The sequence below is a fragment of the Lysobacter sp. FW306-1B-D06B genome, assembly GCF_038446665.1.
GTDB lineage: Bacteria > Pseudomonadota > Gammaproteobacteria > Xanthomonadales > Xanthomonadaceae > Lysobacter_J.
This window is the reverse complement of record NZ_CP151802.1, coordinates 2353647-2379163: the sequence shown is the minus strand read 5'-3', so window position 1 is coordinate 2379163 and position 25517 is coordinate 2353647. Positions and strand designations below refer to the sequence as shown.

At 68.2% G+C, this 25517-nt stretch carries 12 protein-coding genes and 2 tRNA genes; 3 read left to right on the top strand and 11 right to left on the bottom strand.

Features of this window, described 5'->3' with window-relative positions:
- Positions 1-2: 2 nt before the first annotated feature.
- From AAFF32_RS10930 to AAFF32_RS10910, 5 genes are read right to left on the bottom strand one after another with little or no spacing between them, the layout of a single operon-like run.
- On the bottom strand, positions 3-884 hold the full coding sequence (locus AAFF32_RS10930; RefSeq protein ID WP_342315193.1) for an alpha/beta hydrolase: 882 nt from the start codon (positions 882-884) through the stop codon (positions 3-5).
- A complete protein-coding gene (locus tag AAFF32_RS10925; RefSeq protein WP_216958530.1) occupies positions 881-1690 on the bottom strand; it encodes a hypothetical protein in 810 nt (269 codons plus the stop codon). Before AAFF32_RS10925 ends, AAFF32_RS10930 begins: the two co-directional genes overlap by 4 nt.
- Positions 1687-7815: an amino acid adenylation domain-containing protein gene (locus AAFF32_RS10920; RefSeq protein ID WP_342315192.1), complete on the bottom strand. Its 6129-nt coding sequence runs from the start codon at positions 7813-7815 to the stop codon at positions 1687-1689. Before AAFF32_RS10920 ends, AAFF32_RS10925 begins: the two co-directional genes overlap by 4 nt.
- On the bottom strand, positions 7812-15113 hold the full coding sequence (locus tag AAFF32_RS10915; RefSeq protein WP_342315191.1) for an amino acid adenylation domain-containing protein: 7302 nt from the start codon (positions 15111-15113) through the stop codon (positions 7812-7814). Before AAFF32_RS10915 ends, AAFF32_RS10920 begins: the two co-directional genes overlap by 4 nt.
- Complete coding sequence (locus AAFF32_RS10910) at positions 15110-15367, bottom strand: hypothetical protein (RefSeq protein WP_216958535.1); 258 nt, start codon at positions 15365-15367, stop codon at positions 15110-15112. The genes AAFF32_RS10915 and AAFF32_RS10910 overlap by 4 nt, the downstream gene beginning before the upstream one ends.
- A gap of 153 nt (positions 15368-15520) precedes the next feature.
- Here AAFF32_RS10910 and AAFF32_RS10905 point away from each other — a divergent pair, with 153 nt between their 5' ends.
- Positions 15521-16216 carry a DnaJ domain-containing protein gene (locus AAFF32_RS10905; protein ID WP_216958538.1) on the top strand — a complete coding sequence of 232 codons (696 nt, stop codon included), beginning with the start codon at positions 15521-15523 and terminating at the stop codon, positions 16214-16216.
- A 645-nt stretch (positions 16217-16861) separates the two neighbouring features.
- Here the strand turns inward: AAFF32_RS10905 and AAFF32_RS10900 are convergent.
- Together AAFF32_RS10900 and AAFF32_RS10895 are read right to left on the bottom strand one after the other, a co-directional pair.
- Entirely contained in the window at positions 16862-18256 is a 1395-nt protein-coding gene (locus AAFF32_RS10900; RefSeq protein WP_216958545.1) for a TIGR03013 family XrtA/PEP-CTERM system glycosyltransferase, read from the bottom strand.
- Positions 18257-18392: 136 nt separating this feature from the next.
- On the bottom strand, positions 18393-19223 hold the full coding sequence (locus tag AAFF32_RS10895; RefSeq protein WP_216958548.1) for a 4'-phosphopantetheinyl transferase superfamily protein: 831 nt from the start codon (positions 19221-19223) through the stop codon (positions 18393-18395).
- Positions 19224-19484: 261 nt separating this feature from the next.
- Here AAFF32_RS10895 and tviB point away from each other — a divergent pair, with 261 nt between their 5' ends.
- Both tviB and AAFF32_RS10885 read left to right on the top strand, forming a co-directional pair.
- On the top strand, positions 19485-20753 hold the full coding sequence (tviB, locus tag AAFF32_RS10890) for a Vi polysaccharide biosynthesis UDP-N-acetylglucosamine C-6 dehydrogenase TviB (RefSeq protein WP_254200301.1): 1269 nt from the start codon (positions 19485-19487) through the stop codon (positions 20751-20753).
- Between the two features lie 2 nt (positions 20754-20755).
- Positions 20756-21817, top strand: a complete 1062-nt coding sequence (locus AAFF32_RS10885) for an NAD-dependent epimerase (protein ID WP_216958554.1) — start codon at positions 20756-20758, stop codon at positions 21815-21817.
- A 226-nt stretch (positions 21818-22043) separates the two neighbouring features.
- Here the strand turns inward: AAFF32_RS10885 and AAFF32_RS10880 are convergent.
- From AAFF32_RS10880 to alaS, 4 genes are all read right to left on the bottom strand, one after another.
- Positions 22044-22120: transfer RNA gene (locus AAFF32_RS10880), tRNA-Arg, on the bottom strand.
- Positions 22121-22325: 205 nt separating this feature from the next.
- A tRNA-Ser gene (locus tag AAFF32_RS10875) sits at positions 22326-22418 on the bottom strand.
- A gap of 66 nt (positions 22419-22484) precedes the next feature.
- Positions 22485-22691 carry a carbon storage regulator CsrA gene (gene csrA, locus AAFF32_RS10870; protein ID WP_216958557.1) on the bottom strand — a complete coding sequence of 69 codons (207 nt, stop codon included), beginning with the start codon at positions 22689-22691 and terminating at the stop codon, positions 22485-22487.
- Positions 22692-22829: 138 nt separating this feature from the next.
- Positions 22830-25463, bottom strand: coding sequence for an alanine--tRNA ligase (alaS, locus tag AAFF32_RS10865; RefSeq protein WP_342315190.1), 2634 nt, complete (start codon positions 25461-25463; stop codon positions 22830-22832).
- Positions 25464-25517 lie beyond the last annotated feature (54 nt).

Here is a 25517-nt window from a genome sequence, read left to right as displayed (position 1 = left end):
CGTCAATGCGACCCCACTGCGCCGAATTCCGAACGCATCCACGCGCCGATCCGCGCCAGCAGCACGCGCCGGTGCTTGCGCAGGAAGAAGGTGTGGTCGTACTCGCGCCAGAACTCCAGCCTCACCTGCGGCGATGCCGCCGCGCGCCCCAGGCAGGCGGTCAGCTGCGAGCGGTGGTTGAAGTAGTGGTACGCGCCGCCGGTGAACACGAACAGCAGCCTCGCGTCGCGCTCGACCATCTCGGCCAGCATGCGCCGTGCATCCGCGCGCGCGGGCCAGTCGCGGAAATCCGCCAGTGATGGCCCGGCGTTGCGGCGCGACAGCAGGAAGCGCAGCACCTTGCCGAAGTCGAGCAGGCGCGGCAGCGCGTGCCGCACCCAGAAGCCCGGCGTGGGATACGCGACGCCGTCCAGCAGGATCGCACCGGCGATGCGCGGATCACTCGCGCCGACATGGAAGGCGTCGTCCGCGCCGGAACACAGACCGCACAGCACGAAACGCTCCACCCCGGCTTCCTGCGCGAGCAGTCGCATCGCGGCATCGGTCTCACGATGGCGGCGCTCGCCCGCGGCCTTGCCGGGCAGCGCACTGTCGCCCAGTCCCGACTGGTCGAAACGCAGGACGGCGAAACCCTGCGCCGCCAGCATTCTTGCGAGGTCCACGTGCACGCGGAACGGCCCGGTGTGGCGCGTCAGGCCGGCATTGAGCAGCACGACACCCACCTTCGAGGCCGCGCCCAGCGGACGGGTGACCACGCCGACCAGGCCATCGCCGAAGCGGTGCGCCGTCTCCGTGGCCTCCAGTGCGGGCAGCCCTTCGGCTGCGCGTGCGGAGGGCAGTTCCTGGCGTTGTTCCAGCGCTTTCTCGTCGAGCTGCAGATTCACCACGGCACCTGTTCGGTCATGCGCTGCGCCAGCTGGGCCACGGCGCGTCGCGGAAACACCTGGCCGCCGAAGCGCGACGGCACGGTCCATTCCGGCCGCTCGCCTTCGTCGAGCAGCACGGCCTCCACCGACACGCCGTTGGCGCGCTGCTCGCGCGCGAAGCGGTCGAGTTCCTCGTCCATCTCCCACACCGCCATGCGCACACGGGTGCCGCTCGGCAAGCGCAGCTTCGCCGCGTCCAGGCCTTCCAGCGCCGACAGCAGCGCGTCGTCGACACCGAAGCCGAGCAGCTCGCCGGCATCGGACTCGTGGCGCGCGTTAACGTAGCGCCCGCTTTCGTGAAGTTGCCGCTGGTGCTGCGCTCTCCACTCGCGCACCAGGCGCGCACCGTCGAGTTGCGGATCCCACAGCACCACTTCCGCCGGCTCGGCGCTGCGCTCCAGGTGTGCGAACAGCGGCAACGCGGCGCTGCGCAGCGCCAGCCAGTGCAGGCGCGGTACTTCGCTGCGACGCAGCAGTTCGCTCGATGCCTGCTGCAGATCGTCGAGCATGCCCGGCAGCGTGAGCGCGGTGTCCTCGCCGGCCGAATCGCCCGTGCCGAACCAGTCGAAGGTCAGCGTCGGAACGCCATGCTGACCGACCGCTTCCGCCAGCGCCCACAAGGCACGATGGCTGCGTATGCCGTCCTGCAACAGCGGCGCGCAGACCAGCAACGCGTGGTCGGTCGACGCCGCGGCGCCGTCGCATTCGTGCAGCAGGCCGAACAGGTGGCGGTCCGCCGCGCCGAAGAAGAAGGGCGCGCTCATTCCACCGTCCCCGGCGTGCGCAGCAGGCGCTTCATCTGCCGCGCCATGCGCGCGCCGACGCCGCCCTTTTCCTCGCGGACGATGTGCTCGGGCAGGTCGGAGGCGATCTGCGCAAGGTTCTGCGCCGCCAGCCGCATCAGCTGGATGCGCACGCCCGTGTCCTTCACCACGCGGCTGGACATCTGCACGGCAAGCATCGAATTGCCTCCCAGGTCGAAGAAGTTGTCGTCGATGCCGACCTCGACACCGAGCAGGTCCTTCCACACGCTGCGCAGGTACTCGGCGCGCGGGTCCTGCGCGGCCACGCCATCGCCCGTTGCGGCGGTTTCGCGCGGTGCGTCCGGCGCGGTCACGGCGACCCGACCCTGCGCGCGCAGGATGGCGTTGCTGAGCTGGGCCACCAGCGACGGCGATTCGATCATCACGCGGTGGTCGCCGGGGATCGAGAGGACATCCACCGAACCGACCAGACCGTCCCAGCCCAGCGTGGGCTTGTTGCGCAGCATCGAGGGTTGATCGCTGGCGCGGAACAGCACCAGCGCGCCCGGATAGGGCTTGACCACGTACTTCCCGTACGCGCGCATGTGCGTGGCTTCCAGCTCCGCATAGCGCACGTTGTGCGGCAGGGCCTCGCCCGCTTCACGCGCGGCCTGCGCCTGCTGGCGCAGCTTGGATGCCTGCAGTCGGCCGTTGACCACACCGCCGATCGTGGCGATGCGTTCGCCCAGCGATTGCCCCTGCATGCGTCGATGCAGTCGCTGCACGCGCGCGGACAGGCCGCGGCGGGCGTCGTCGCGATAGCGCAGGCCGAATTCGGCGGAGGTGTCGACCAGGCCCAGCAGGCCGACCGTCTCACCGGCAGCCATCAACTGCTGCGCCATTTCGTAGGCGATGATGCCGCCCATCGAACCGCCGGCCAGGTGGTACGGGCCGTGCGGCTGCACGCTGCGGATCTCGGCCACGTAACGCTGCGCCATCGCCTCCACGCTTTCCAGCGGTGCGGTGCGGCCGTCCAGACCCAGCGCCTGCAGGCCGTACACCGGGATGCCGGCAGGCATCGCTTCGGCCAGCGGGCGGTAGTTGAGCACGTTGCCGCCCACGGCATGCACCAGGAACAGCGGCTTGGCATCGCCCTGCGCGCGGATGGACACCAGCGGCGCCCACGGATCGCGCTCGCCGCCGTCCAGCGCGTCGGCGTCGTTGCGGGCGCGCTGGTACTCGCGCGCCAGCGCACGCACGGTGCGCGCGGTGAGCAGCGTTGCCAGCGGCAGGTTCACGCCGGTCTCGCGGTTGAAACGGTGGAACATCTGCACGGCCTGCAACGAGTGCCCGCCGAGCGAGAAGAAATCATCGTCCGCGCCGATGTCGGGCTTGCGCAGCAGGTCGCGCCAGATCGCCAGCAGCTGCGTGCCCAGTTCGTCGAGCGGTTCGTACAGTTCGGCGTCCAGCGCCGCCGGGGCCGGCGCAGCCTCGATCGGCGTCGACTCGACGCTGCGGCCGAACTGCAGCGCCTGGCCGTCGTCGAACTGCGTGATCTGATCCAGCGTCAACGACGGATCGCGTCCCAGCGCCTTGAGCACGGCGATGTAACGGTCGCGCAGCAGCGCGGCGGTGTCGTCGAGGAAGATGTCGGCGTTGTAGATGAAGCCGCCCGACAGACCCGTGTCCTGTTCGACGAACCACAGGCCCAGGTCCTGCGTGGACGCGGTCTGGAACACCGGATAACGCTCGTGCGTGAGCGGACCCCATTCGCACACGCGCTGGCGGATGTCCTGGAACGAGAACAGCGCGTGGTAGAGCACGGCGCCGCCTTCGCGGCTGCGTACGCTGAGCTCCCGCACCAGGTCTTCCAGGCGGATGTCGGGGTGCGCGAAGCTGTCGAGCACCACGTCCTTCACCTGCTTGACGGCCTGCGCGAACGTCATCGTCGGATCGATCTCCATCCGCAGCGGCAGCAGGCTGGTGAAGTAACCCATCAGGTTCTCCACCTCGGCCGTGTTGCGACCGCGCACCGGCGTGCCGACGATCAGCTCGCGCAGGCCCGAGGTGCGGCTGATCAACGCGAAGTACGCGGTGAGCAGCACCATGTACAGCGTGGCATCGACCTGCTTGGCGGTGTCGTGCAGCGCTGCCGTCACGTCGTGCGCCACCACGATCCGATGCGTGACGCCCTTGCCCGACATTCCGGGACGACGCGGCATGTCGGTCGGCAACGCTTCGATTCCCCTGGACGCCGTGCCCTGCGCTGTACCGCCGAGGCGCTCGCGCCAGAAGGCCAGTTGCTTGGCGTACTCCGGCCCCTGCAGCCATTCGTGGTGCCAGGCGGAGAAGTCGGCGTAGCTCACCGTCAGTTCCGGCAGCGTCGGCTCGCGGCCTTCGATCTGCGCGGCGTAGAGCTCGGCCATGTCGGTGTACATCAGGTCGAACGACCAGCCGTCCCAGATGAGGTGGTGGGTCATGAAGAACCACACGTGTTCTTCCGGCCCCAGGCGGAACAGGCGCGAGCGGACCAGCGGCGCGCGGTCGAGTTCGAACGGCGTCTGGATCAACGCGTCCATGCGACGCGAGACTTCGGCCTCGCGCTCGTCTTTCGGCAAGTGGCTGACGTCGACGACGTCGGTGATGTCGACATCCACCGCGTCGTGCACGATCTGCATCGGTTCGCCGTCGACCAGACCGATCGTCGTGCGCAGCACGCTCTGGCGCTGGATCATCGCGTCGATCGCGGCCTGGAAGGCATCCAGCTGCAACGGCCCGCGCAGTCGGTGCGCGCTGGGCGTGTTGTAGGTGATCTGCCCAGGATTGAACTGCTCCAGCAGGTACAGGCGTTCCTGCATCACCGACATCGGCCCGCGCGTGCGGTCGGCCAGCGGCTTGATCGGCTCGCGCTTCGGCGCGGCTTCGCCGTCGATGCCCTGCACCATGCGCGCGAGCTTGGCCACGGTCGGGCCGTCGAACAGAGCACGCAGCGACAGCGCGATGCCCAGTTCCTTGTTGATGCGCGAGGTCAGCTGCGCGGCCAGCAGCGAGTGTCCGCCCAGCGAGAAGAAATCATCGTCCACGCCGACTTCGGCCACGCCCAGCACCTGCGCCATCGCCTCGGCGATGGTGCGTTCCAGCGCGTTGCGCGGCGCGACGCGTTCGCCGGCGAGCTTCACCGCCAGGTCCGGCACCGGCAGGGACTTGCGGTCGATCTTTCCGTTGGGCAGCAGCGGGATCGCGTCGAGGAACAGGATGTGCTGCGGGATCATGTAGTCGGGCAGCGAGCCCTTGAGGTAGGACGCGAGCAGCGATTCGCCCTCCCCCGTGGTCAGGCTGTCGGACACCACATAGGCCACCAGCCGCACATCGCCCGGGCGATCCTCGCGCGCCACGACCACGGCGCGCGCGACCTGCGGATGCGCCGCGAGCAGTGCTTCTATCTCGCCCAGTTCGATGCGATAACCGCGCACCTTCACCTGGAAATCCAGGCGGCCCTGGTGCTCGAGCACGCCGTCCGGACGCCAGCGGCCGCGATCGCCGGTGCGATACAGCAGCGCACCGCTCGCGGTGGAGAACGGATCGGGCACGAAGCGCTCGGAGGTGAGTTCGGGGCGGTTGAGATACCCCAGCGTCACGCCGTCGCCGCCGATCCAGATCTCGCCCGGCACGCCGAGCGGGCACAGCTCGCCGCGCGGATCCAGGATCCACACCTGCGTGTTGTCGATCGGCCGACCGATGTGGATGTCGCTTGCCGTCGTCACGCGCGAGCAGGTCGACCACACCGTGGTTTCGGTCGGCCCGTACACGTTCCACAGCGAGCCGCAGCGCTTGAGCAACTGCGCGGCCAGGTCCGGCGGCAGCGCTTCGCCGCCGCACAGGATCTTGAAGTTCGCATCGCCCTTCCATTCGGCGTCCAGCAGCAGCCGCCACGAAGCCGGTGTTGCCTGCATCACGGTGGCGCCACTGGCGGCAATCAGCGCCTTCAGCGCGACGCCGTCGGCGGCGGTGACGCGGTCGGCCAGTACGACGCGCGCGCCCACGCTCAGCGGCAACAGCAGTTCGAGCACGGCGATGTCGAACGATAGCGTGGTCACCGCGACGAGGCGGTCCTCGGCGGACAGCCCGGGCTCCTTCGCCATGCTCGCCAGGAAGTTGCTCACCGCGCGATGCGGCACCTGCACGCCTTTCGGTCGGCCGGTGGAGCCGGAGGTGTAGATCACGTACGCGATCGACTCCGGCTGCGCCGCGCCCTCGTCGCGGCCCAGGCGCGTGGCCGGCAGCGATGCAAGTTCGTCGTGCAGCGTGTCCAGCGACAACACGGGGCGCCCGCGCAGATCGAAATGGGCGGCGTGCTTCGTCGTCGTCAGCAGCGCAGCCAGGCCCGCGTCGCCGGCCATGTAGGCCAGGCGTTCGGCGGGGAAATTGGGGTCCAGCGGCACATAGCCCGCGCCGGCCTTCAACACGCCGAGCAGGCCGGCCAGCATGTCCACGCCGCGATCGAGCACCAACCCGACCAGCGTTCCGCGGTGCACGCCGCGCGCGCGCAACAGGTGCGCGATGCGGTTGGCGCGTGCTTCCAGTTCGTCGTAGCGGATGGACTCGCCGTTGAACTCCACCGCCACGCGCTCCGGCGTGCGATCGCATTGACGTTCGAACGCCTCGTGCATGCGGCACTCGCGGTCGAACGCGACCGCTGCCGGTTGCAGCGCCTGCAGTTCATCGCGCGCGGCATCGGAGACCACCGACAACCGGCCGAACGCAAGCGTGGGCCGTGCCACGGCGGCGCGCAACAGCGTTTCGTACGCGGCCAGCCAGCGGCGGATCGTGGCGTTGTCGAACAGGTCGGTGTTGTACTGGCACTCCAGGCGCATGCCGCCCTGCACCTGCACGGCGTTGACGAACAGCTCGAAGTTCTCGTAGCTGCGCGGGTTGGTGATCAGGCGCATGCCCAGGCCGTGGAAGCCGGTGCTCTCCTGGTCCATCGCCTGGTCGATGTTGAACATCACGCTGCACAGCGGCAGGCGTGCGGGATCGCGCTGCAACGGCAGCTTCTTCAGCAGCGTGCCGAAGGTGTAGCGCTGGTGTTCGATGGCATCCAGCAGCGTGGACTGGGCCGCGCCCAGTGCCTGTTCGAACGGCTGCGCCTGGTCGAGTTCGAAGCGCAGCGGCAGAAGATTCACGCAATGACCGACCAGATGGTCGTGGCCGTCCACCGACTGACCGGCGGCGGGAATGCCGATGACCACGTCGTTCTGCGCGGTCAGGCGCGACAGCAGGCCGGCGAAACCCGCCAGCAACGTCGCGAACAGGCTCGCGCCCTGGCGCGCACCGAGGCGACGCACGGCGGCGACGAGTTCGTTGTCGAGGATGTGGTCTTCGCGGATCGACGCAAACGTGCGGCGCGTCGGCCGCGTGCGGTCGGTCGGAAGATCCAGCACCGGGCCGCCGTCGGCAAAACGCTTGAGCCAGTACGCCTCGTCGGAGCGGTACGTCGCACCGTGCGGATGTTCGGCCTCGGCCAGCGCGTAGTCGGCGAAGGATTCGGCGGGCGGCAGCGGCTGCGCGCTCTGGCCCACCGCCTGCGTATACAGCGTGCCCAGTTCGCGCACGATCACCCACCACGACCAGCCGTCGCAGACCAGGTGATGCGCGGTGAGCACGAGATGATGATGGTCGAGGGACAGGCGCAGCAGTTCGGCGCGCAGCAGTGCGCCGTGGTCGAGATCGAACGGCGTCTCCACGACCTCGCGCGCGTGCGCGGCGATGCGTGCGGCGCGCTCGGCGTCGTCCAGTGCGGACAGGTCGATCAGCGGCAAGTCGATGGCGCGCTCGTCGCCGACGCACAGCGTCTTGCCGTCGGGGCCGAAGTTGGCGCGCAAGATGTCGTGCCGCGCCACCAGCCCAGCCAGCGCGGCCTGCAGCGCATCCACGGACAGCGGACCGCGGAAGTCCAGCGAGATCGACTCGTTGTACGCCAGCGAGGCGTCGTTGCCGAGGCGATCGGCCAGCCAGACTTCGCGCTGCGGTTCGGTGGTGGGCGCTACGCGGGAGAGCGGGCCGTCGGCGAACGGATCGTAGTCGACGGCCGTGTCGGTTCCATTCGACTTGTCCAACCTGCCCTTATCGAACACGGCTGCATTCATGCGCTCACCTTCATGTACTTGCCCGGCTCCGCCGGGTTCGGCACGAACCAGGCCGGCGTGCCGTCGGGCTCGCGGCCCAGGCGCGCGCCGGGCACGACGGGCTTGCTCGCGTCCATCACCGTTTTTGGCGTGGCCGCGCGGCGTGGCAACAGTTCCATGTCCTGCAACTCGCTCACCGATTCCTTGAACGCGGTGGCGATCCGCGCGATGTCCTCGTCGCTGTGCGCCGTGGTGATGAAGCACGGGAAGTTGTCGAGGATGTGGATGCCGCGCAGGCGCATCGCCGCGAACAGCAGGTCCTGCAGCGGGTGGTTCTCGGGCCAGTGGGTCTTCCACACCGACGCGTACTGCTTCACCGACACCGGCGCACCGACATCGGCACAGTAGGCGTTGATGTCCGTCGCCAGCGCTTCGGCCTTGGCGTTGAGGCGCTTCTGCAACTCGCCGCCGTCGGCCTTGAAGTGTTCGAGCACGGCCTTGGCCGCGACCAGCGCCAGCGGATGGCGCACGAAGGTGCCGGCGAAGTACGTCACGCCCACCGTCGGCACAGAATCGTCGCCGTACTGCCAGTGGCCGCCGTCGAGCGCGTCCATGTACTCGCGCTTGCCGGCAATCACGCCGATCGGGAAGCCGCCGCCGACGACCTTGCCGTAGGTCGCGATGTCGGCCTTGATGCCGAAGATCGCCTGCACGCCGCCCGGGTTTGAGCGGAAGCCGGTGACCACTTCGTCGAAGATCAGCAGCGCGCCGTTGTCCTGGGTGAGCTGGCGCAGTTCCTTCAGGAACTCCACCGGACGGAAGTCCAGGCGGCGGCTCTGCACCGGCTCGATCAGCACCGCGGCGATCTCGCCGATGCGCGAGCGGATGATCTCCATCGACTCCGGCGTGCCGTAGTCGAGCACCAGCACGTTTTCGGCCGTGTTGCGCAGGATGCCCGGCGCCGCCGGCACCGCGCGCAGCGACTTGGTGCCGCGCACGATCACTTCGTCGACGATGCCGTGATAGGAGCCGGTGAACAGCACCACCGTGCTGCGCGCCGTCACCGTGCGGGCGATGCGCAGCGCACCGAGCACCGCTTCGGAACCGGTGTTGCACAGCGCGGCGCGGTCGTGACCGGTGAGCTCGCACACCAGCTGCGCGACTTCGCCGGCGACGGGGTGCTGCGGGCCGATCTCGTAGCCCTTGTCGAGCTGCTCGCGCACTGCGTCGAGCACGAAGTCCGGCTGCCAGCCGAACAGGCTCATGCCGAAACCGTTGAGCGCGTCGATGTACTCGTTGCCGTCGATGTCGAACACGCGCGAACCCTTGGAGCGCTCCACCACGATCTGGTAGACGATCTCCTTGGTCAGCGGACGGAAGCCGTTGACCACGCGCGGATCGGCGAGCTGGGCGCGGTTGGCCTGCGTGTACTCCTTCGACTTGCGCGTGCGCGCGATGTAGCGGTCGAAGAACGTGTCGAGCTTGGCCTTCTGCTGCGGCGAGAGGTCCAGCTCGGCGTTGTTGTCGATGCGCGCGATCGCGCCGAAGGCCTTCTTGACGTCGTACTTCTGCTGCACGGCACCGGTGTCTTCCTCGCCTTCGGCGGGCTTGGGCGCGGCGGCCGGTGCGGATGCGACCGGAACCGGCGCCGCGGCGACGGGCTGCGGTGCGGGCACGGCGACGGGAGCCGTCGCGACCGGCGCGGCGACGCCGCCGGACAACAGCGCCAGCTGCTGCGCCATCAACTGCATCTGCTGGGCGATGACCTGGCGGGTGAAGTCGTTGCCGCCATCGAGCGCAGGCAATGCGACCGGCGCCATCGCGACCGGCGCGTACGCGGCAGGTGCGGCGACGGCCACCGGCGCGGCGGCCACTGGCGCGGGTACGGCTTCGGCCGGCAGTTCCGCATCGAGCATTCCGGCCAGGCGATCCAGGCTGGCGCAGTCGCCCATCAGCTGGCGGAAGTTCACCGGCACGCCGAATTCCTTCTGCAACTGCACCGCGACCTGGGTCAGCATCAGGCTGTCCAGGCCCAGCTCGATGAAGTTGGTGTCCGCGTCCGCGTCGGTCATGTCGAAGCCGGCGACGTTCTCGAACAGGCCGCGCAGTTGCCCGACCAGGCGCTCGCGACGGCCGGTGGCGGCCGCGGGGGCGACGGGGACGGCGGCGGGCGTGGACTGCGGCATGACGGTCTCCAGTACGGTCGGGGTTCGTGCGGCGGCCGCGACGGCCGGATGGGGAATGACGTTGCTCGGGTTCGCGGGTACTGCCTCCACCCAATAACGTTGTCTCTCGAATGGATAGGTCGGCAGGCGCAGGCGATGGCGAATCGCACGCGTGTCGAAGGCCGCCGGATCCACCGCGGCGCCCTGGCTCCACAGCTTTCCGGCGGCGGCGAGGACATCGCGGCACTCGCTGGCGGGGTTGTCGGTGAGCGTGGCGACGGCGGCGATGCGCTGCTTCTGCACCAGCGGCTGCTGGCGCGCCAGCGCGTTCAGCGTGCCGCGCGGGCCGACTTCGAGCAGCACGCGCCCGACGTCAGCCTCGCCTTCCAGCAACGCCTGCAGCGCGCTGGAGAAGCGCACGGGCTCGCGGAGGTGACGGGCCCAGTAGTCGGGCGAGGTGGCCTCGTCTGCGTCCAGCGCCGCGCCGGTGACGGTGGAGACGATGGGCCGCGTGGGCGGATTCAGGCGCACGGCGGCCACGGCTTCGCGGAACGGCGCGACCACCGCTTCCATCATCACCGAGTGGAACGCGTGCGAGGTGCGCAGCGCACGGCAGGCGATGCCCTCGCCTTCCAGCTGCGCCTGGAATGCCGCGATGGCATCCGACGGCCCGGCCACCACGCACGCCAGCGGCGAGTTCTCCGCGGCCAGCGACAGCGTTTCGGGCAGGCGCGACTGCACGGCGTCCGCCGGCAGCCGGATCGACAGCATGGAACCGGCCGGCTGCGCCTGCATCAGCGCGCCGCGACGGGCGATGAGATGCAGCGCGTCGCGCAATTCGAACACGCCCGCCAGCGTCGCGGCGACGAACTCGCCGATGCTGTGGCCGATCATCGCCGCCGGCTCGATGCCGCGGCTGATCCACAGCTTCGCCAGTGCGTACTCGATGGCGAACGTCGCCGGCTGCATCACCGAGGTCGGCAGCAGCGCTTCGGGTTCGTCGCCGAACATGCGTTCGCGAAGGTCGAAGCCCAGATCCGTGTGCAGCAGCTGCGCGCATTCATCGAGGGCGGCGCGGAAGACCGGCTCGCTCTCGTACAGGCTGCGGCCCATGCCGGGGTATGTCGCGCCCTGCCCCGGGAACATGAAGACGATGCCGCCCGCGCGCGCCGGTCGGCTGCGTGCGGCTTCGGCCTGCGTGTCGGGCGCGCGCAGCGCGTCGATCGCGCCGGACACGTCGTCGGCCGCGATGGCGATGCGGTGCGCGAATGCCTTGCGGCCCACGGCCAGCGTCCAGGCCACGTCGGCAAGGTTGAGGTCGCGATGCGCGTGGAGATGATCGGCCAGCCGGTTCACCGCCGCGCCCAGCGCCGCCGGCGTGCGTGCGGAGAGCACCAGCAGCTGCGCGCCGACGGCGTCGCCGGATTCGGGCAGTAGCGGCGCTTCCTCCAGCACCGCGTGCGCGTTGGTGCCGCCCAGGCCGAAGGAACTCACGCCTGCGCGGCGCGGCGCGTCGCCCTCGTTGTCCCATGCGCTCATGCGCGCATTGACGACAAAGGGCGTGCTGGCGAAGTCGATGGTCGGGTTGGGTGCTTCGAAATGGATCGTCGCGGGAATGCGCTTCTCGTGCAGCGCCAGCGCAGTCTTGATCACGCCCGCCGCGCCGGCGGCCGTCACCATGTGGCCGACGTTGCTCTTGAGCGAGCCGATGCGGCAGAAGCCGGTGTCGTGCGTGCCGCGACGGAACGCGCGCGTGAGGCCCTCGACTTCGATCGGGTCGCCCAGCGGCGTCGCCGTGCCGTGCGCTTCCACGTAGGAAATGCTGCGCGCGTCGATGCCGGCGCGGTCGTGCGCCAGCGCGATCACCGCCGCCTGCCCTTCACTGCTGGGCGCGGTGAAGCTGGCGCGGTTGGCGCCGTCGTTGTTGAGCGCGGCGCCGCGGATCACGGCGTACACGGGGTTGCCGTCGGCAATCGCATCCGACAGGCGCTTGAGCAGCACCACCGCCGCGCCGTCGCCGAACACCGTGCCCTTCGCGTTCGCATCGAACGTGCGCGTGTGGCCGTCCGGCGACAGCATCGATCCTTCCTGGTACAGATAGCCGCTGCGCGGCGGGCACGTGACCGCGACACCGCCGGCCAGCGCCATGTCGCACTGCCCGGACTGCAGGCTCTCCACCGCCTGCGCGATGGCCACCAGCGAGGTCGAGCACGCCGTGTGCACGCTCACGGCCGGGCCGGTGAGGTTGAGCTTGTGCGCCACGCGCGTGGCGATGTAGTCCTTCTCGTTGCCCAGCATCACCTGCAACGCACCGACGCGGTTCACCAGCTCCGGATGCGCGGAGGCGTGACGCTGGAAATAGGTGGCGTTGTTCATGCCGCCGAAGATCCCGGTGACGGTGGCGCCGGTGGAATCCGGTGCATGGCCGCCGCGCTCCAGGACTTCCCAGCACAGCTCCAGGAAGATGCGCTGCTGCGGATCCATCAACTCCGCCTCGCGCGGGCCGATGCCGAAGAACGCCGCGTCGAACAGCTCCACGTTGTCGATCACGCCGCGTGCGGCGATGTAGGACGGGTCGCTGCGGTCGCTGGCGCTGACTGCCGGATCGAGTTCGTCGATGCGGAACTTCGTGATCGAGTCGCGGCCTTCGCAGAGGTTGTTCCAGAATCCTTCGACATCGTCCGCGCCGGGGAAGCGCCCGGCCATGGCGATGATCGCAATGGGTTCGCGTGCATCGACCGCGCTGCGGCGCGCAGGCGCCTGCGCGGCCTGCACGCCTTCGAGCACGGCCGCGAGCCGCGCGGGCGTCGGGTTCTGGAAGATCGTCGGCGCCGCCACACGCGGGCCGGCGTCGTCGGTCTGCCAGCCTTCGTTGCGGATCTGCTCGGCCAGGCGCACCGCCAGCAGCGAGCTGCCGCCGAGTTCGAAGAAGTTGTCGTCGCGACCGACGCCCTCGATGTCGAGCAACGCGCCGAAGGCTGCGCACAGCTTCGTTTCCAGCGGCGTGACGGGCGGCGCGTGATCGACGGTGAGCTCCGGGCGGCGGCGATCGGGCGCCGGCAACGCGCGACGGTCGACCTTGGCGTTCGCGGTCAGCGGCAATTCGTCCAGGCGCACGTAGCGCGTGGGCACCATGTACGGCGGCAGGGACGCGGCCAGGTGCGCGCGCAGCTGCGGTGTGTGCGCCTCCACGCCCGTGGGGACGTAGTACGCAACCAGGCGCTTCTCGCCGGGGAAATCCGCGCGCGCCACGACCGCGCACTGCGCGATCGCCGGGTGGCGCGAAAGCACGGTCTCGATCTCGGTCAGTTCGATGCGGTAGCCGCGGATCTTCACCTGCGCATCGGTGCGGCCGACGAACTCGATCAGGCCGTCGTCGCGGTAACGCACCTGGTCGCCGGTGCGGTACAGCACGTCCGCATCGTCGCGATAGGGATTGGCCACGAAGCGGTCGGCATTGAGTTCGGGGCGTTTGAGATAACCGCGCGCCACGCCGACGCCGCCCACGCACAGCTCGCCGATCACGCCGGCCGGCAATGGCTGCAGGCGACGGTTGAGCACGTAGGCGCTGGCATCCTGCAACGGCCGACCGATCGGGATCGACGCCGTGCCTTCGGGCAGATCGCGCGGGATCTCGTAGGAGGTGCACATGATCGTGCACTCGGTCGGGCCGTAGCCGTTGTGCAGGCGCAACGTCGGCGAGATCGCGTGCATGCGGCGCACGTGGTCGACGGAGAGCGCCTCGCCGCCGATGATCAGGTCGCGCAGGCCGGCAAAGATCGTGGCGTCTTCGTCCACCACGGCATTGAACAGCGCAGCGGCCATGATGCCGGCGTTGACATCGTGGCGCTCGATGGTCTCGCGCAGGCGCGTGGCGGTCGGCGCCACTTCGTCGTGCACCACGATCGTGCCGCCGTTGAACAGCGTGCCCCACAGCTCCAGTCCGGAGATGTCGAAGCCCAGCGGCGCCTGGTGCAGCATGCGCGTTTGCGTGTCGAGGGTGACGTAGTCGATGCCGTGCAGGCGGCGCACCAGTGAGCGGTGGCGGATCTCCACGCCCTTGGGCACGCCCGTGGAGCCGGAGGTAAACAGCACGTAGGCCAGCGAGTCGCCGTCCGTGCCGGGATCGAACGCGGCCGGGGCGTCATCGCCGTGGACGTTCACGCGCGCCGGTTCGCGCGGCAACGCGGAGGCGTCGATGGCGGGGTCTGCCACGAGCGTGCGGACACGCGCGTTGTCGATCATGAAGGCCAGGCGATCGGCGGGCAGCGCAAGATCCAGCGGCAGATACGCGCCGCCGGCCTTGATCACGCCGAGCAGCGCGACGACGGCATCGAGCGAGCGCGGCAGCGCCACGCCGACGATGTCGCCCTTGACGACGCCCGCCGCGCGCAGGCGCGTGGCCAGCGCGGCGGCACGACGATCGAGTTCGGAATACGTGATGTGCGCATCGCGATGCTCCACCGCGACCTTGTCCGGCCATGCCGCCAGTGCCTGTGCGAAGCAGGCGTGCACGGTGTCGTGCAGCGTGCGCGCGGGCGGCGCCACGCCCCACTCCTGCAATTGGCGGGCGCGGTCGACGGGATCGAGTGCGTCGATACGCGAAAGCGGCTGCGCGGGAGCGGATGCGATCGCACGAAGGACACGCGTGGCCGCATCGCCGATCAGCAGCGCGGCCTCGTGCGTGAGCGGTGCGCGGAAGGTGACGTGCAGGCCGCCGTCGTCCAGGTGCCACTGCGATGCGGCGAACGCCGGAAGCGATGCTTCCGGTGCTTCATTCACCGCCCACACGCACGGCTGTGTCGATTCGGCGGCGGCGTTCAATGTCGCACCGACATGCGCGGCGGCGAGCGATGCCGGCGCGATGCGCGCCTGCCGCCATGCATCGCCGCACGACAGCGTCACCAGTACTTCTTCGCTGCCTGAGAGCCAGGATTCCACGGCCGCGAGCGCGGCGGCGAGTGCATGGGCGCGGGTCAGGCCGTGGCCGGCGAGCGCGGACGCGAGGCCGTCATCCACATCCAGCGTCAGCGCACGCGATGCGTCGCCGGCGGCATCGGCGTGCTGCGGCAGCACGTCCAGCAATGCGGAATCGATGGCCGGCGTCGCGCCGGGAATGGCCTGTGCCCGAACCGCTTCAGCCCGCGTACTCATTCCACCTGCTCCTTCTGCAACTGCCGGACGGCGCAGGCGCCGTCGGCAACGATCACGTCCAAACCGGCGACGATCGGCCGCCGGTCATGCGTTGAAAGCCGGTTGTCGGGCCGGCTCGGCGACGTCATTGCGCGCCGATGCGTTGCCCGGCCGATGGCGGGCGTGTCGTTGCGCACAACGTGTCCGGCACCTCGACGCGGGACGCCAGGCCCCTGCGCGAACGGAAATTGCCGGAACTCCACGACATCGCTCACCCCACATGCGGCACGACCGATGCCACCCGGCATCTGTCTCTTCCCTGCCCCTCTCATCAGTCCAAACGGTTCTCGCCGGATCAAACGGCCATTCGCCGGCGACAGTGCGTGACGACGGCCACCGCGCTAGGATGGCGCCGACAAGGGGGGCCCATGAGCCAGGACTTCGCGCTTCTGTACATGCAGCTTGGCCTGCATCCGGACTGCAGCCTCGAAGACCTCAAGCGCGCGTACCGTATCCGCGTGGCCGAACTGCACCCGGATCGCCACCTCGACCGGCCTTCCTCGAACGACGCAAGCGCCCTCACCGAACTCACTGCGCTGTATTCCGGCGCGATCCGCTTCCATCGCATTCACGGGCGTCTTCCGGGATCGACGTTGCGCAGCCCGGTCACGGTGCAGCGAGCGGTTCCCGATGCAGCCACGCCCGCGCAGGCGCAGGCACAGCAGACGCATTCCCGGACGATGTCCGCCACGTCGCACGAAACCCCCACCAGCGCTACGCCGCGCATCGCGGTGCTGAGCGTGCTCGTGCTGGTGGTCGTGATGGTGGTGCTGCACTGGTCCGAGACCGCACAGGTGACGCCGCAGGCCGACGCCAATGGCGCGGTGGCCGAAACCGCCGATCCGGATGCGCCCCGCCTGGAACTGGGCATGGAGGAAGCGGCGGTCGTCGCGATCCAGGGCCCGCCGGAACGCGTGCAGGACGATGTGTGGAACTACGGTTCCTCGTGGGTGCGCTTCGAGGAAGGCCACCTCGTCGACTGGGCAAGCGTGCCGCCGAACCGGCTGATGACGCCCACGCCCAGGCCGCCGACGCCGGAAGAGGACGAGGCGCAGGAGCCCTGAGGGCCGTCCGCGGTGTGTGACGCGCGGCCTTCGAACGAGCATGCGAGTGGGTTCGGACGAGGTCGCCGCTGGGTCGAGCGGGCAACGGAAAGACCTAACGTACCGGGATCAGGCAGCAGGCTGGGCTGTCATTTGAGAATCGTCGCATGTTCACCACTTCGCAGAGCGTCCATGCTCGCTGGGACAGTAACCGTCCATCTGCTGCTCGTGGCGAGCATCCATCAGGCGTCTTGGAGAGGAAATGCCCTCCGCCCGGTCAATCCCGACTTTGAACAAATGGTTCGGACGCACTGACGCAGTTGCCTGCGCTGTGTTCGTGCTGCTGTTCGGCTGGACGTTCATAACGTCCAGGTCACCTGACGAAGAAGCGTGGATCGTCATCGGTTGGTCAGCGATCATGGCGCTCTGCCTTGGCATTGCCTCCATCCTTAATCTTCGGAGACGAAGAGGAGGCTTTGCGGTGCACTGGATAGCTTAGTCGCTTGTCTCGATTCCGATCGCGATGACTATCGTCATGTCCAGCTATGAGGCGCGTTGATGTGTCGCAATTGACTCCGCCGACCAGCAACAGTCTTTATGGTGATGCGATCCTCGTTCGAACCCGCTCCTCCCCTCAATAAGGACCAGCGCGGCGGTGCGCGTTGTTTACCGGGACCCGCGCTGGAACAGCACCACCTCGACCGTCTGCAACAGGATGATCAGGTCGAACACCAGGCCGTGATTCTTCACGTAGAACAGGTCGAACTTGAGCTTCTCTTCGGCATCGCGCACCGAAGCGCCGTACGGGTAGCGCAGTTGCGCCCAGCCGGTCAGGCCCGGCTTCACGCAGTGGCGCACGGCGTAGTAGCGGATCTCGCGACTGAGCATGTCCACGAACTGCGGACGTTCCGGACGCGGGCCGACGATGCTCATCTCGCCGCGCAGGATGTTGAACAGCTGCGGCAGTTCGTCCAGCCGCGTGAGGCGGATGAACTTGCCCACGCGCGTGGTGCGATCGTCGCCGCGTTGCGCCCAGCGCGCCACGCCGTCGCCTTCGGCGTCCACGCGCATGCTGCGGAACTTGATCAGCTCGAACGGGCGCCCGCCTTCGCCGATGCGCGTCTGCTGGTAAAGGATGGGACCGCGCGATTCGAGCCGGACCAGCAGCGCGACCACCACCATGAACGGCCAGGCCACCAGCAGCAGCGCGGACGCGGCCAGAACGTCGAACAGCCGCTTGTTCATGCAGCGCGAGGTGGAGTGGTCGAAACCGCCTGAAAACACCAGCCAGGACGGATCGCACAGGTTGGTGGTGACGATGCCCGCCTCGCGCTCGAAGAACGTGGACAGGTCGGTCATCGCCACGCCGCGCTGCACGCAGGTCAGCATTTCTTCCATCGGCAGGCCGCCGCGGCGCTCGTCCGGCGCGACCACCACTTCGCTGATCTGCAAGCGGTGCGCAACTTCCGACAGCCCGTCGGGCGCGACCACCTGCATCGACGTCGGCACGCACGATTCCTGCCCGTTGATCGGCACGAAACCGACCAGCGTGAAGGCGCGTCGGTCGCTGCCGCGGCGCATGCGCGTGTTGATCAGGTCCGCGTTGTGACCGGCGCCCAGCACCAGCACGCGCCGTCTGAACAGGTCGCCGCTGAACACGTGCATCACACAGAAGCGCAGCAATGCCATCCCGAGCAGGCCCAGTACCATCGCGATCACGATGACGCCGCGGCCGATGTACGCGGTAGGGATCAGGTAGTACAGCACCATCAGCCCGATGCCGCCGATCGCGAACGACACCAGCAGACGCAGCGCGAATTCGAACCGGTTCAGGCGCACGTGCACCTGGTACAGCCCCAGCGCCGACATCGCGGTGGTGACGAACATCGCCACCAGCGCCGCGCGCAGGGTGAGGTTCTCGGAAAAGATTTCGTGCCCCTCGGGGTCGTTCATGAAGCGCAGCCACGCGGCACCAATGACCGCCGCCATCAGCAGCAGCACTTCGAGCAGCCACAACAGCAGCAGCGCCCGGTTCTTCAGACTCGCCTTGCCGAACGTCATGGACCGCACTCCCACGACGTGCGCACGCGGGCGCACGCACGTCTGTCAAACAACTGGTCGAAGGTTCGGAGGATCCCCGGCCCGGTGGGCCGTGCGTCGCGCGTCATGGACATGACGTTCCCCCTCTGCGACGCCATCACGACAGGTACAACGCCCTCTCGCCGGCCGTCCGGCCAGCGGAGTTCCCAAGCGGGTGCGCAAGCAAACATTCGACCGCGGCCTCACGCGGCGCCGCTACGGCCGCGGTCCATCGCTCGCCTACATCGAGCATGGCCAGGCGCACGCTGCACGCCGCAGGTTCCCGCGCGTGCCCGGCCAGTAAAAACTCCGCGCCGGCAGCGGCGTGGAAACTGCTCATCTCGCGCGCCAGGCCGATGCCTTCGGCCTTGAGCAGGGCTTCCTTGCGCACCCACAGCGCCAGCAGCGCGCGGCTGCAGGCCGGTTCGGGAAAGCCCGCCAGTGACTGCCATTCGTCCGGATGACAGACGCTGGCCGCGATGCCGGGCAATTCGGCCGCGCGGAACGCGGCTTCGATATCCACGCCCACCGGCCCCGCCGCGCACAGCGCGAAGGCCGCCACGCCGTCGGCATGGCTGAGGCTGGTGCGCACGGGCCGGCCGCGCAGGTGCACGCCGGGCAACCACGGGGCGCCTTCGGCATCGCGCGCGATGACGACCGACGCCTCGTCCAGATCCAGCGCCCGCGCCACGAAAAGCCGGTGCAGCGCATACGTCAGCGCCAGCGCTTCACGGTCGGCCGCGAAACGGCGCTGACTCACGCGCTGGCGGTGTGGCGCGTCGAGCATCGCCCAGGCTTGGTCCAGCCAGGGGTGCCAGTCGCGCAGGTCGACGACGGCGGTCGCACAGGCGCCGGGCGCCATCGGCCCGCACGCGAACGCCTCGCGCAGTGAACACGCCGATGCTTCCTGTCGCCATGCGACCGCCACCCTCGCCCCCTGTCCGGTCATGCCGGTTCCGATTCGGATTCAACTGAAGACGAACGCAGCGGTGGCCTGGACGCGGACACGGCCTGTTCCGGGCCCGCGCTGCGTTTGCTGCATCAAGGCGACCGTGGCCGCATGCGGCCGGTCGCCAGCCAACGAACGAGCGAGTGAATGGACACGACCGATTTCGGGGAACGGCTGGTCCACCGGCCCACACGCGACACCCACCGGCGCGATGCCGACGCGGCAGCGCAAGGCGGAGGCGTCGCCGCATCGCCACCCTCGCTGCAGACGGTGCGCGTGGGCGTGGTCGGCCTGGGGTATGTCGGATTGCCGTTGGCGGTGGCCTTCGGCCGCCAGTACGACACCGTGGGCTTCGACATCAACGCCCAGCGCGTGGCGGAACTGCGCGACGGGCGCGACAGCACGCTGGAAGTGGAACCGGCCGACCTGGCCGAAGCCCGCCGCCTGCGATGCAGCAACGACCTGGACATGTTGCAGCGATGCAACGTCTACATCGTCACCGTGCCCACACCCATCGACGCGGCCAAGCGCCCGGACCTGGGCCCGCTGGCGCGCGCGAGCGAGGCGCTGGGCAAGGTGCTCAAGCGCGGCGACGTCGTCGTCTACGAATCCACCGTGTACCCCGGCTGCACCGAGGAAGTCTGCGTGCCGATCCTGGAGCGCGCCTCCGGCCTGGTGTTCAATCGCGACTTCTTTGCCGGCTACAGCCCGGAGCGCATCAACCCGGGCGACCGGGAACACCGCCTCACCAGCATCCTGAAGATCACCTCCGGCTCGACACCGCAGGTGGCGGATTTCGTCGATGCGCTGTACGGCTCGATCATCGAGGCCGGGACGCACAAGGCCAGTTCGATCAAGGTCGCCGAAGCGGCGAAGGTGATCGAGAACACGCAGCGTGATCTCAACATCGCGCTGGTCAACGATCTGGCGATCCTGTTCAACAAGCTCGGCATCGACACGCTGGAAGTGCTGCAGGCAGCGGGAACGAAGTGGAACTTCCTGCCGTTCCGGCCGGGGCTGGTCGGTGGTCATTGCATCGGCGTGGACCCCTACTACCTCACCCACAAGGCGCAGGAAATCGGCCACCATCCGGACGTGATCCTCGCCGGCCGCCGCACCAACGACGGCATGGGCGCGTACATCGCCAGCGAGGTCGTGCGACTGATGGTGCGCAAGGGCATCAACCCGGTGCAGGCGCGCATCCTGATCCTCGGACTGGCATTCAAGGAAAACTGCCCCGACCTGCGCAACACGCGCGTGGTCGACATCGTGCATGCACTGCACGGGTACAACGCGCAGGTGGACGTGCACGATCCTTGGGTGAATGGCGGCGATGCCGCGCACGAATACGGCATCACACCGGTTCCCACGCCCGCACAGGGCGGCTACGACGCCGTGATCGTCGCGGTCGCGCACCGCGAATTCGCCGAACTGGGCGGGAACGGCGTGCGCGCATTCGGCAAGCCCGTGTCGGTGGTCTACGACGTCAAGTACGTGCTTCCGCGCGATGCGGTGGACGGCCGGCTGTGAGCATGAAGGTCCTGGTCACGGGTACGGCAGGGTTCATCGGATCGCATGTCGCGCAGGCGCTACTCGCCCGCGGCGACGAGGTGATCGGCTTCGACAACCTCAACGACTATTACGACGTGCGACTCAAGCGCGCACGGCTGGCCCGCTTCGCCGATCATCCCGGCTACACGCACGTGCACGGTGATCTCGCCGATCGTGACGCGGTGGAAGCGCTGTTCCGCGACCATCGCCCCGCGCGCGTCGTGCACCTGGCGGCGCAGGCGGGCGTGCGTTATGCCGCCGAGAATCCGCACGTATACGTGGCGAGCAACGTCACCGGGTTCCTGCATGTCATCGAAGGATGCCGGCATCACGGCGTGGAGCACCTGGTTTATGCATCGACCAGTTCGGTATACGGCGCGAACACCGCGATGCCGTTCTCCGAACACCAGCACACCGAACATCCGCTCACGCTCTATGCCGCGACCAAGAAAGCCAACGAGGCGATGGCGCACAGCTACGCGCATCTGTACGGATTGCCATGCACCGGGCTGCGCTTCTTCACCGTGTATGGTCCGTGGGGCCGGCCGGACATGGCGTTGTTCCTGTTCACGCGCGCGATCCTGGCGAGCGAGCCGATTGCGGTGTTCAACCACGGTCGCCACAAGCGCAGCTTCACCTATGTCGACGACATCGTCGCCGGCGTGGTGCGCGCGCTCGATCGCGTGCCCGGTGTGGATACGCGGTGGGACGGGCATTCGCCCGATCCCGCGAGCAGTGGCGTTGCGCCCTATCGGCTGTACAACATCGGCAGCGGTGAAAGCGTCGAACTGTTGCGCTACATCGAAGTGCTCGAACAATGCCTCGGGCGCAAGGCGACGATGCGCATGCTGCCGTTGCAGGCCGGCGACGTGCCCGCGACCGAAGCCGATTGCACGGATCTCGCACGCGACATGGGCTATGCACCCAGCGTGACGGTGGAAGAAGGCATTGCGCGATTCGTGGCGTGGTATCGCGAGTATTACGGCGATGCGCCGGAGCATGGACGCGAGTCGAACGCCGCAGCGGAAGTGACCGCGGGTTGAGCGTTGTCGGCGATATCGGCCTTCGCGTCGGTCAGGCTTGCGCTTGTCGTGCCGTCATTCCCGCGAAGGCGGGAATCCAACTTTCCAGACTCACGCTTTCCGGACGACACAGCGGCGTTTGCGAGTTGGATTCCCGCCGTCGCGGGAATGACGACTCGAGAGAAAATCCCGAATCGCAGACAAAACAAAAGGGCCGATGCTTTCGCATCGGCCCTTCTGCCTTGTATGGCGCGCCCGGAGAGATTCGAACTCCCGACCACCAAGTTCGTAGCCTGGTGCTCTATCCAGCTGAGCTACGGGCGCTGAGTTGAAAAATTATGAAGGACCGTTTCCGATTCGTCAAACATTTTTCGAACATTTCTGTCGATGCCGTTGAAGGCGATTCGACAGTGCACGGACCGCGCGGATCTCGTGCGACCGCTTCGGATTGCCTGCGCGACGCGGCGTACCGCTTCGTGCAGCGCCAGCATGCCGAAGCATCCTGGCCAATCCGGCCGGTCGATGGAACTGGCGGAGACTGAGGGATTCGAACCCTCGATGGAGCTTTTGACCCCATACTCCCTTAGCAGGGGAGCCCCTTCGGCCTCTCGGGCAAGTCTCCGCGGAACATCAAAACGGTGCGGGCGCAAAGGATAACGGCTCGCCCCGCATACGGCAAACGATTTTCTCAGGCCGCGCCGTGCTTGCCCGAATCGTTGTCCGCAGGCTCCTCGCCGCGCTGGATGCGCTGATAAATTTCTTCACGGTGAACCGCAACATCTTTCGGTGCGGTAATTCCAATGCGCACCTGGTTTCCCTTGACGCCGAGCACGGTGACAGTCACCGAGTCGCCGATCATCAAGGTCTCACCGACGCGACGCGTCAGGATCAGCATCTAAACGTCTCCTATAAGCCGGCTTACGGGTCCGGCATATGGCACTCCCCGGGGAGTGCCGCAGATCACATAAAAACGTAGGCCATCTTAGCGGTGGGCCAAACAGGCCCGCAACCGCAGGTGGCTTGCGTTCACCATTCAGCCAAGCTTGTTTTCCACCCAACGGGCCACTTCGGCAAGTGCCTGGACCAGGGCCGGACCATCCTCGCCGCCTCCCTGTGCCATGTCGGCGCGACCGCCGCCCTTGCCATTGATCCGACTGGCGACATGCGCGAGGAGTTCCCCGGCCTTCACCTTGCCGGCCGCACTGCCGTTCACTCCCGCCACCAGGGCTGCCTTCCCGTCCGCCGCGCCGGCCAGAACGATGACGGCATCGCCGAGTTGCTGCTTCAGGCGGTCCACCGCGTCACGCAGCGCCTTGGCGTCGAAGCCCTCCAACCGCGTCGCCACCACCTTCACACCGTGGACCTGCGTAGCGGAGCCCGCGAGATCGGAGGTCGCGCCGGTGGCGGCCTTGGCCTTGAGCGACTCCAGCTCGCGCTCGAGCTTCCTCTGGCGATCGAGCAGGCTGCGCAACTTGTCGGACACGTCCGCCGCATTGCCTCCCAGCAGGCGGGCCGCATCGTCCAGACGACGCTCTTCCTCGGCCACGAAGTCCAGCGCGCCCTGCCCCGTCAGCGCCTCGATGCGACGTACGCCGGCCGACACGCCGCTTTCGGAGACGATCTTGAACAGGCCGATGTCACCGGTGCGCGAAACGTGGGTGCCGCCGCACAGTTCGGTCGACGCCTCGCCCATGCGCAGCACGCGAACATGGTCGCCGTACTTCTCGCCGAACAGCGCCATCGCGCCGAAATCCAGCGCTTCCTGCATGCCCATGTGGTGCACTTCGGCAGCGTGGTTGTTGCGGATCTCGGCGTTGACGCGGCGCTCGATCTCGGCAAGCTCGCCCGCGCTCATCGGCGCGAAATGCGAGAAGTCGAAACGCAGGCGGTCGGGCGCGACGAGCGAACCCTTCTGGGTGACGTGATCGCCCAGGACGCTGCGCAGCGCGGCGTGAAGCAAATGGGTGGCCGAATGGTTCAGCACGGTCGCTGCGCGGCGCACGCTGTCGACGGTCGCGCGCACGCGTTCACCGCGCTGCAGCGAGCCGCTGGCGAGCGTGCCGACGTGGCCATGGAACTGGCCGGCGAACTTCACCGTGTCGCGCACGGCGAAGCGTGCCGCACCGGCTTCGAGGTCGCCGGTATCGCCGACCTGGCCGCCGCTTTCGGCGTAGAACGGGGTGCGATCGAGAATGACCGCGGCCTCTTCGCCCGCCTCGATGCGGTCGACCGCGCGACCATTTTTCAGCAGCGCGACAATTTCCAAGCCCTCGTCACCCAGTCGCTCGTAGCCGAGGAACTGCGTCGGCGCCAGTTGCGCGGCCAGCTCGGCCGGCATCGTCGCGGCATTGCCGAACTTGCCGGCGGCGCGGGCGGTTTCGCGCTGCTGTTCCATCGCAGCGTCGAAGCCTTCCATGTCCACCGACAGGCCGCGCTCGCGCGCGATGTCGGCGGTCAGGTCGACCGGGAAGCCGTAGGTGTCGTACAGGCGGAACGCGTCCACGCCCGGAATCGTCGTGTTCGAGCGCGAAGCGACTTCGTCGAAGATGCGCATGCCCGAATCGAGCGTCTCGGCGAAACGCTCCTCCTCGGCCAGCAGCGCGCGCTCGACGAACTCACGCTTGGCGGTCAGCTCCGGATAGGCATCGCCCATCACTTCGACCAGCGGCGTCACCATGCGGCTGAAGAACTGGCCCTTCTGGCCCAGCATCCAGCCGTGGCGCAGCGCCCGGCGGATGATGCGGCGAAGCACATAGCCGCGGCCTTCGTTGCTGGGCAGGACACCGTCGACGATGAGGAAGGCGCAGGCGCGGATGTGATCGGCGATCACGCGCAGCGACTTGTTGTCCAGATCGGCGGTGCCGGTGAATTCCGCGGCCTTGGCGATCAGGTGCCGGAACAGGTCGATCTCGTAGTTGCCGTGCACGCCCTGCAGCACGGCGGCCAGGCGCTCCAGGCCCATGCCGGTGTCCACGCACGGCGCCGGCAGCGGTTCGAGCGTGCCGTCGGGCTGGCGGTCGAACTGCATGAACACCAGGTTCCAGATCTCGATGAAGCGATCACCGTCCTCATCGGGCGAACCCGGCGGGCCACCGGCGATGTGGGCACCGTGATCGTAGAAAATTTCTGTGCACGGACCGCAGGGGCCGGTGTCGGCCATCTGCCAGAAATTGTCTGATGCGAACGGCGCGCCCTTGTTGTCGCCAATGCGGACGATGCGCTCGGCCGGCACGCCGATCTTCTTGTTCCAGATCCCGTAGGCCTCGTCGTCGGTGTGGTAGACCGTGACGGTCAGGCGCTCGGGCGCCAAGCCCCAGACCTGGGTCAGCAGCTCCCAGGCCCAGGCGATCGCGTCTTCCTTGAAGTAGTCGCCGAACGACCAGTTGCCGAGCATCTCGAAGAAGGTGTGATGGCGCGCGGTATAGCCGACCTGATCGAGGTCGTTGTGCTTGCCGCCGGCGCGCAGGCAGCGCTGCACGTCGGCCGCGCGCACGTAGCCCGGCTTTTCGCTGCCGAGGAAGACGTTCTTGAACTGGACCATGCCCGAGTTCGTGAACAGCAACGTCGGGTCGTTGGCCGGCACCAGCGGTGCCGAGGGCACGATGGTGTGGGCCTTGCTGCGGAAGAACTCGAGGAAATCGCTGCGGATTTCGGTAGTGGTTTTCATGCCTGTCGCGCGAAGTCGGTGACGGGGCCGGAGTGACTCGGACCGGCCCATGCC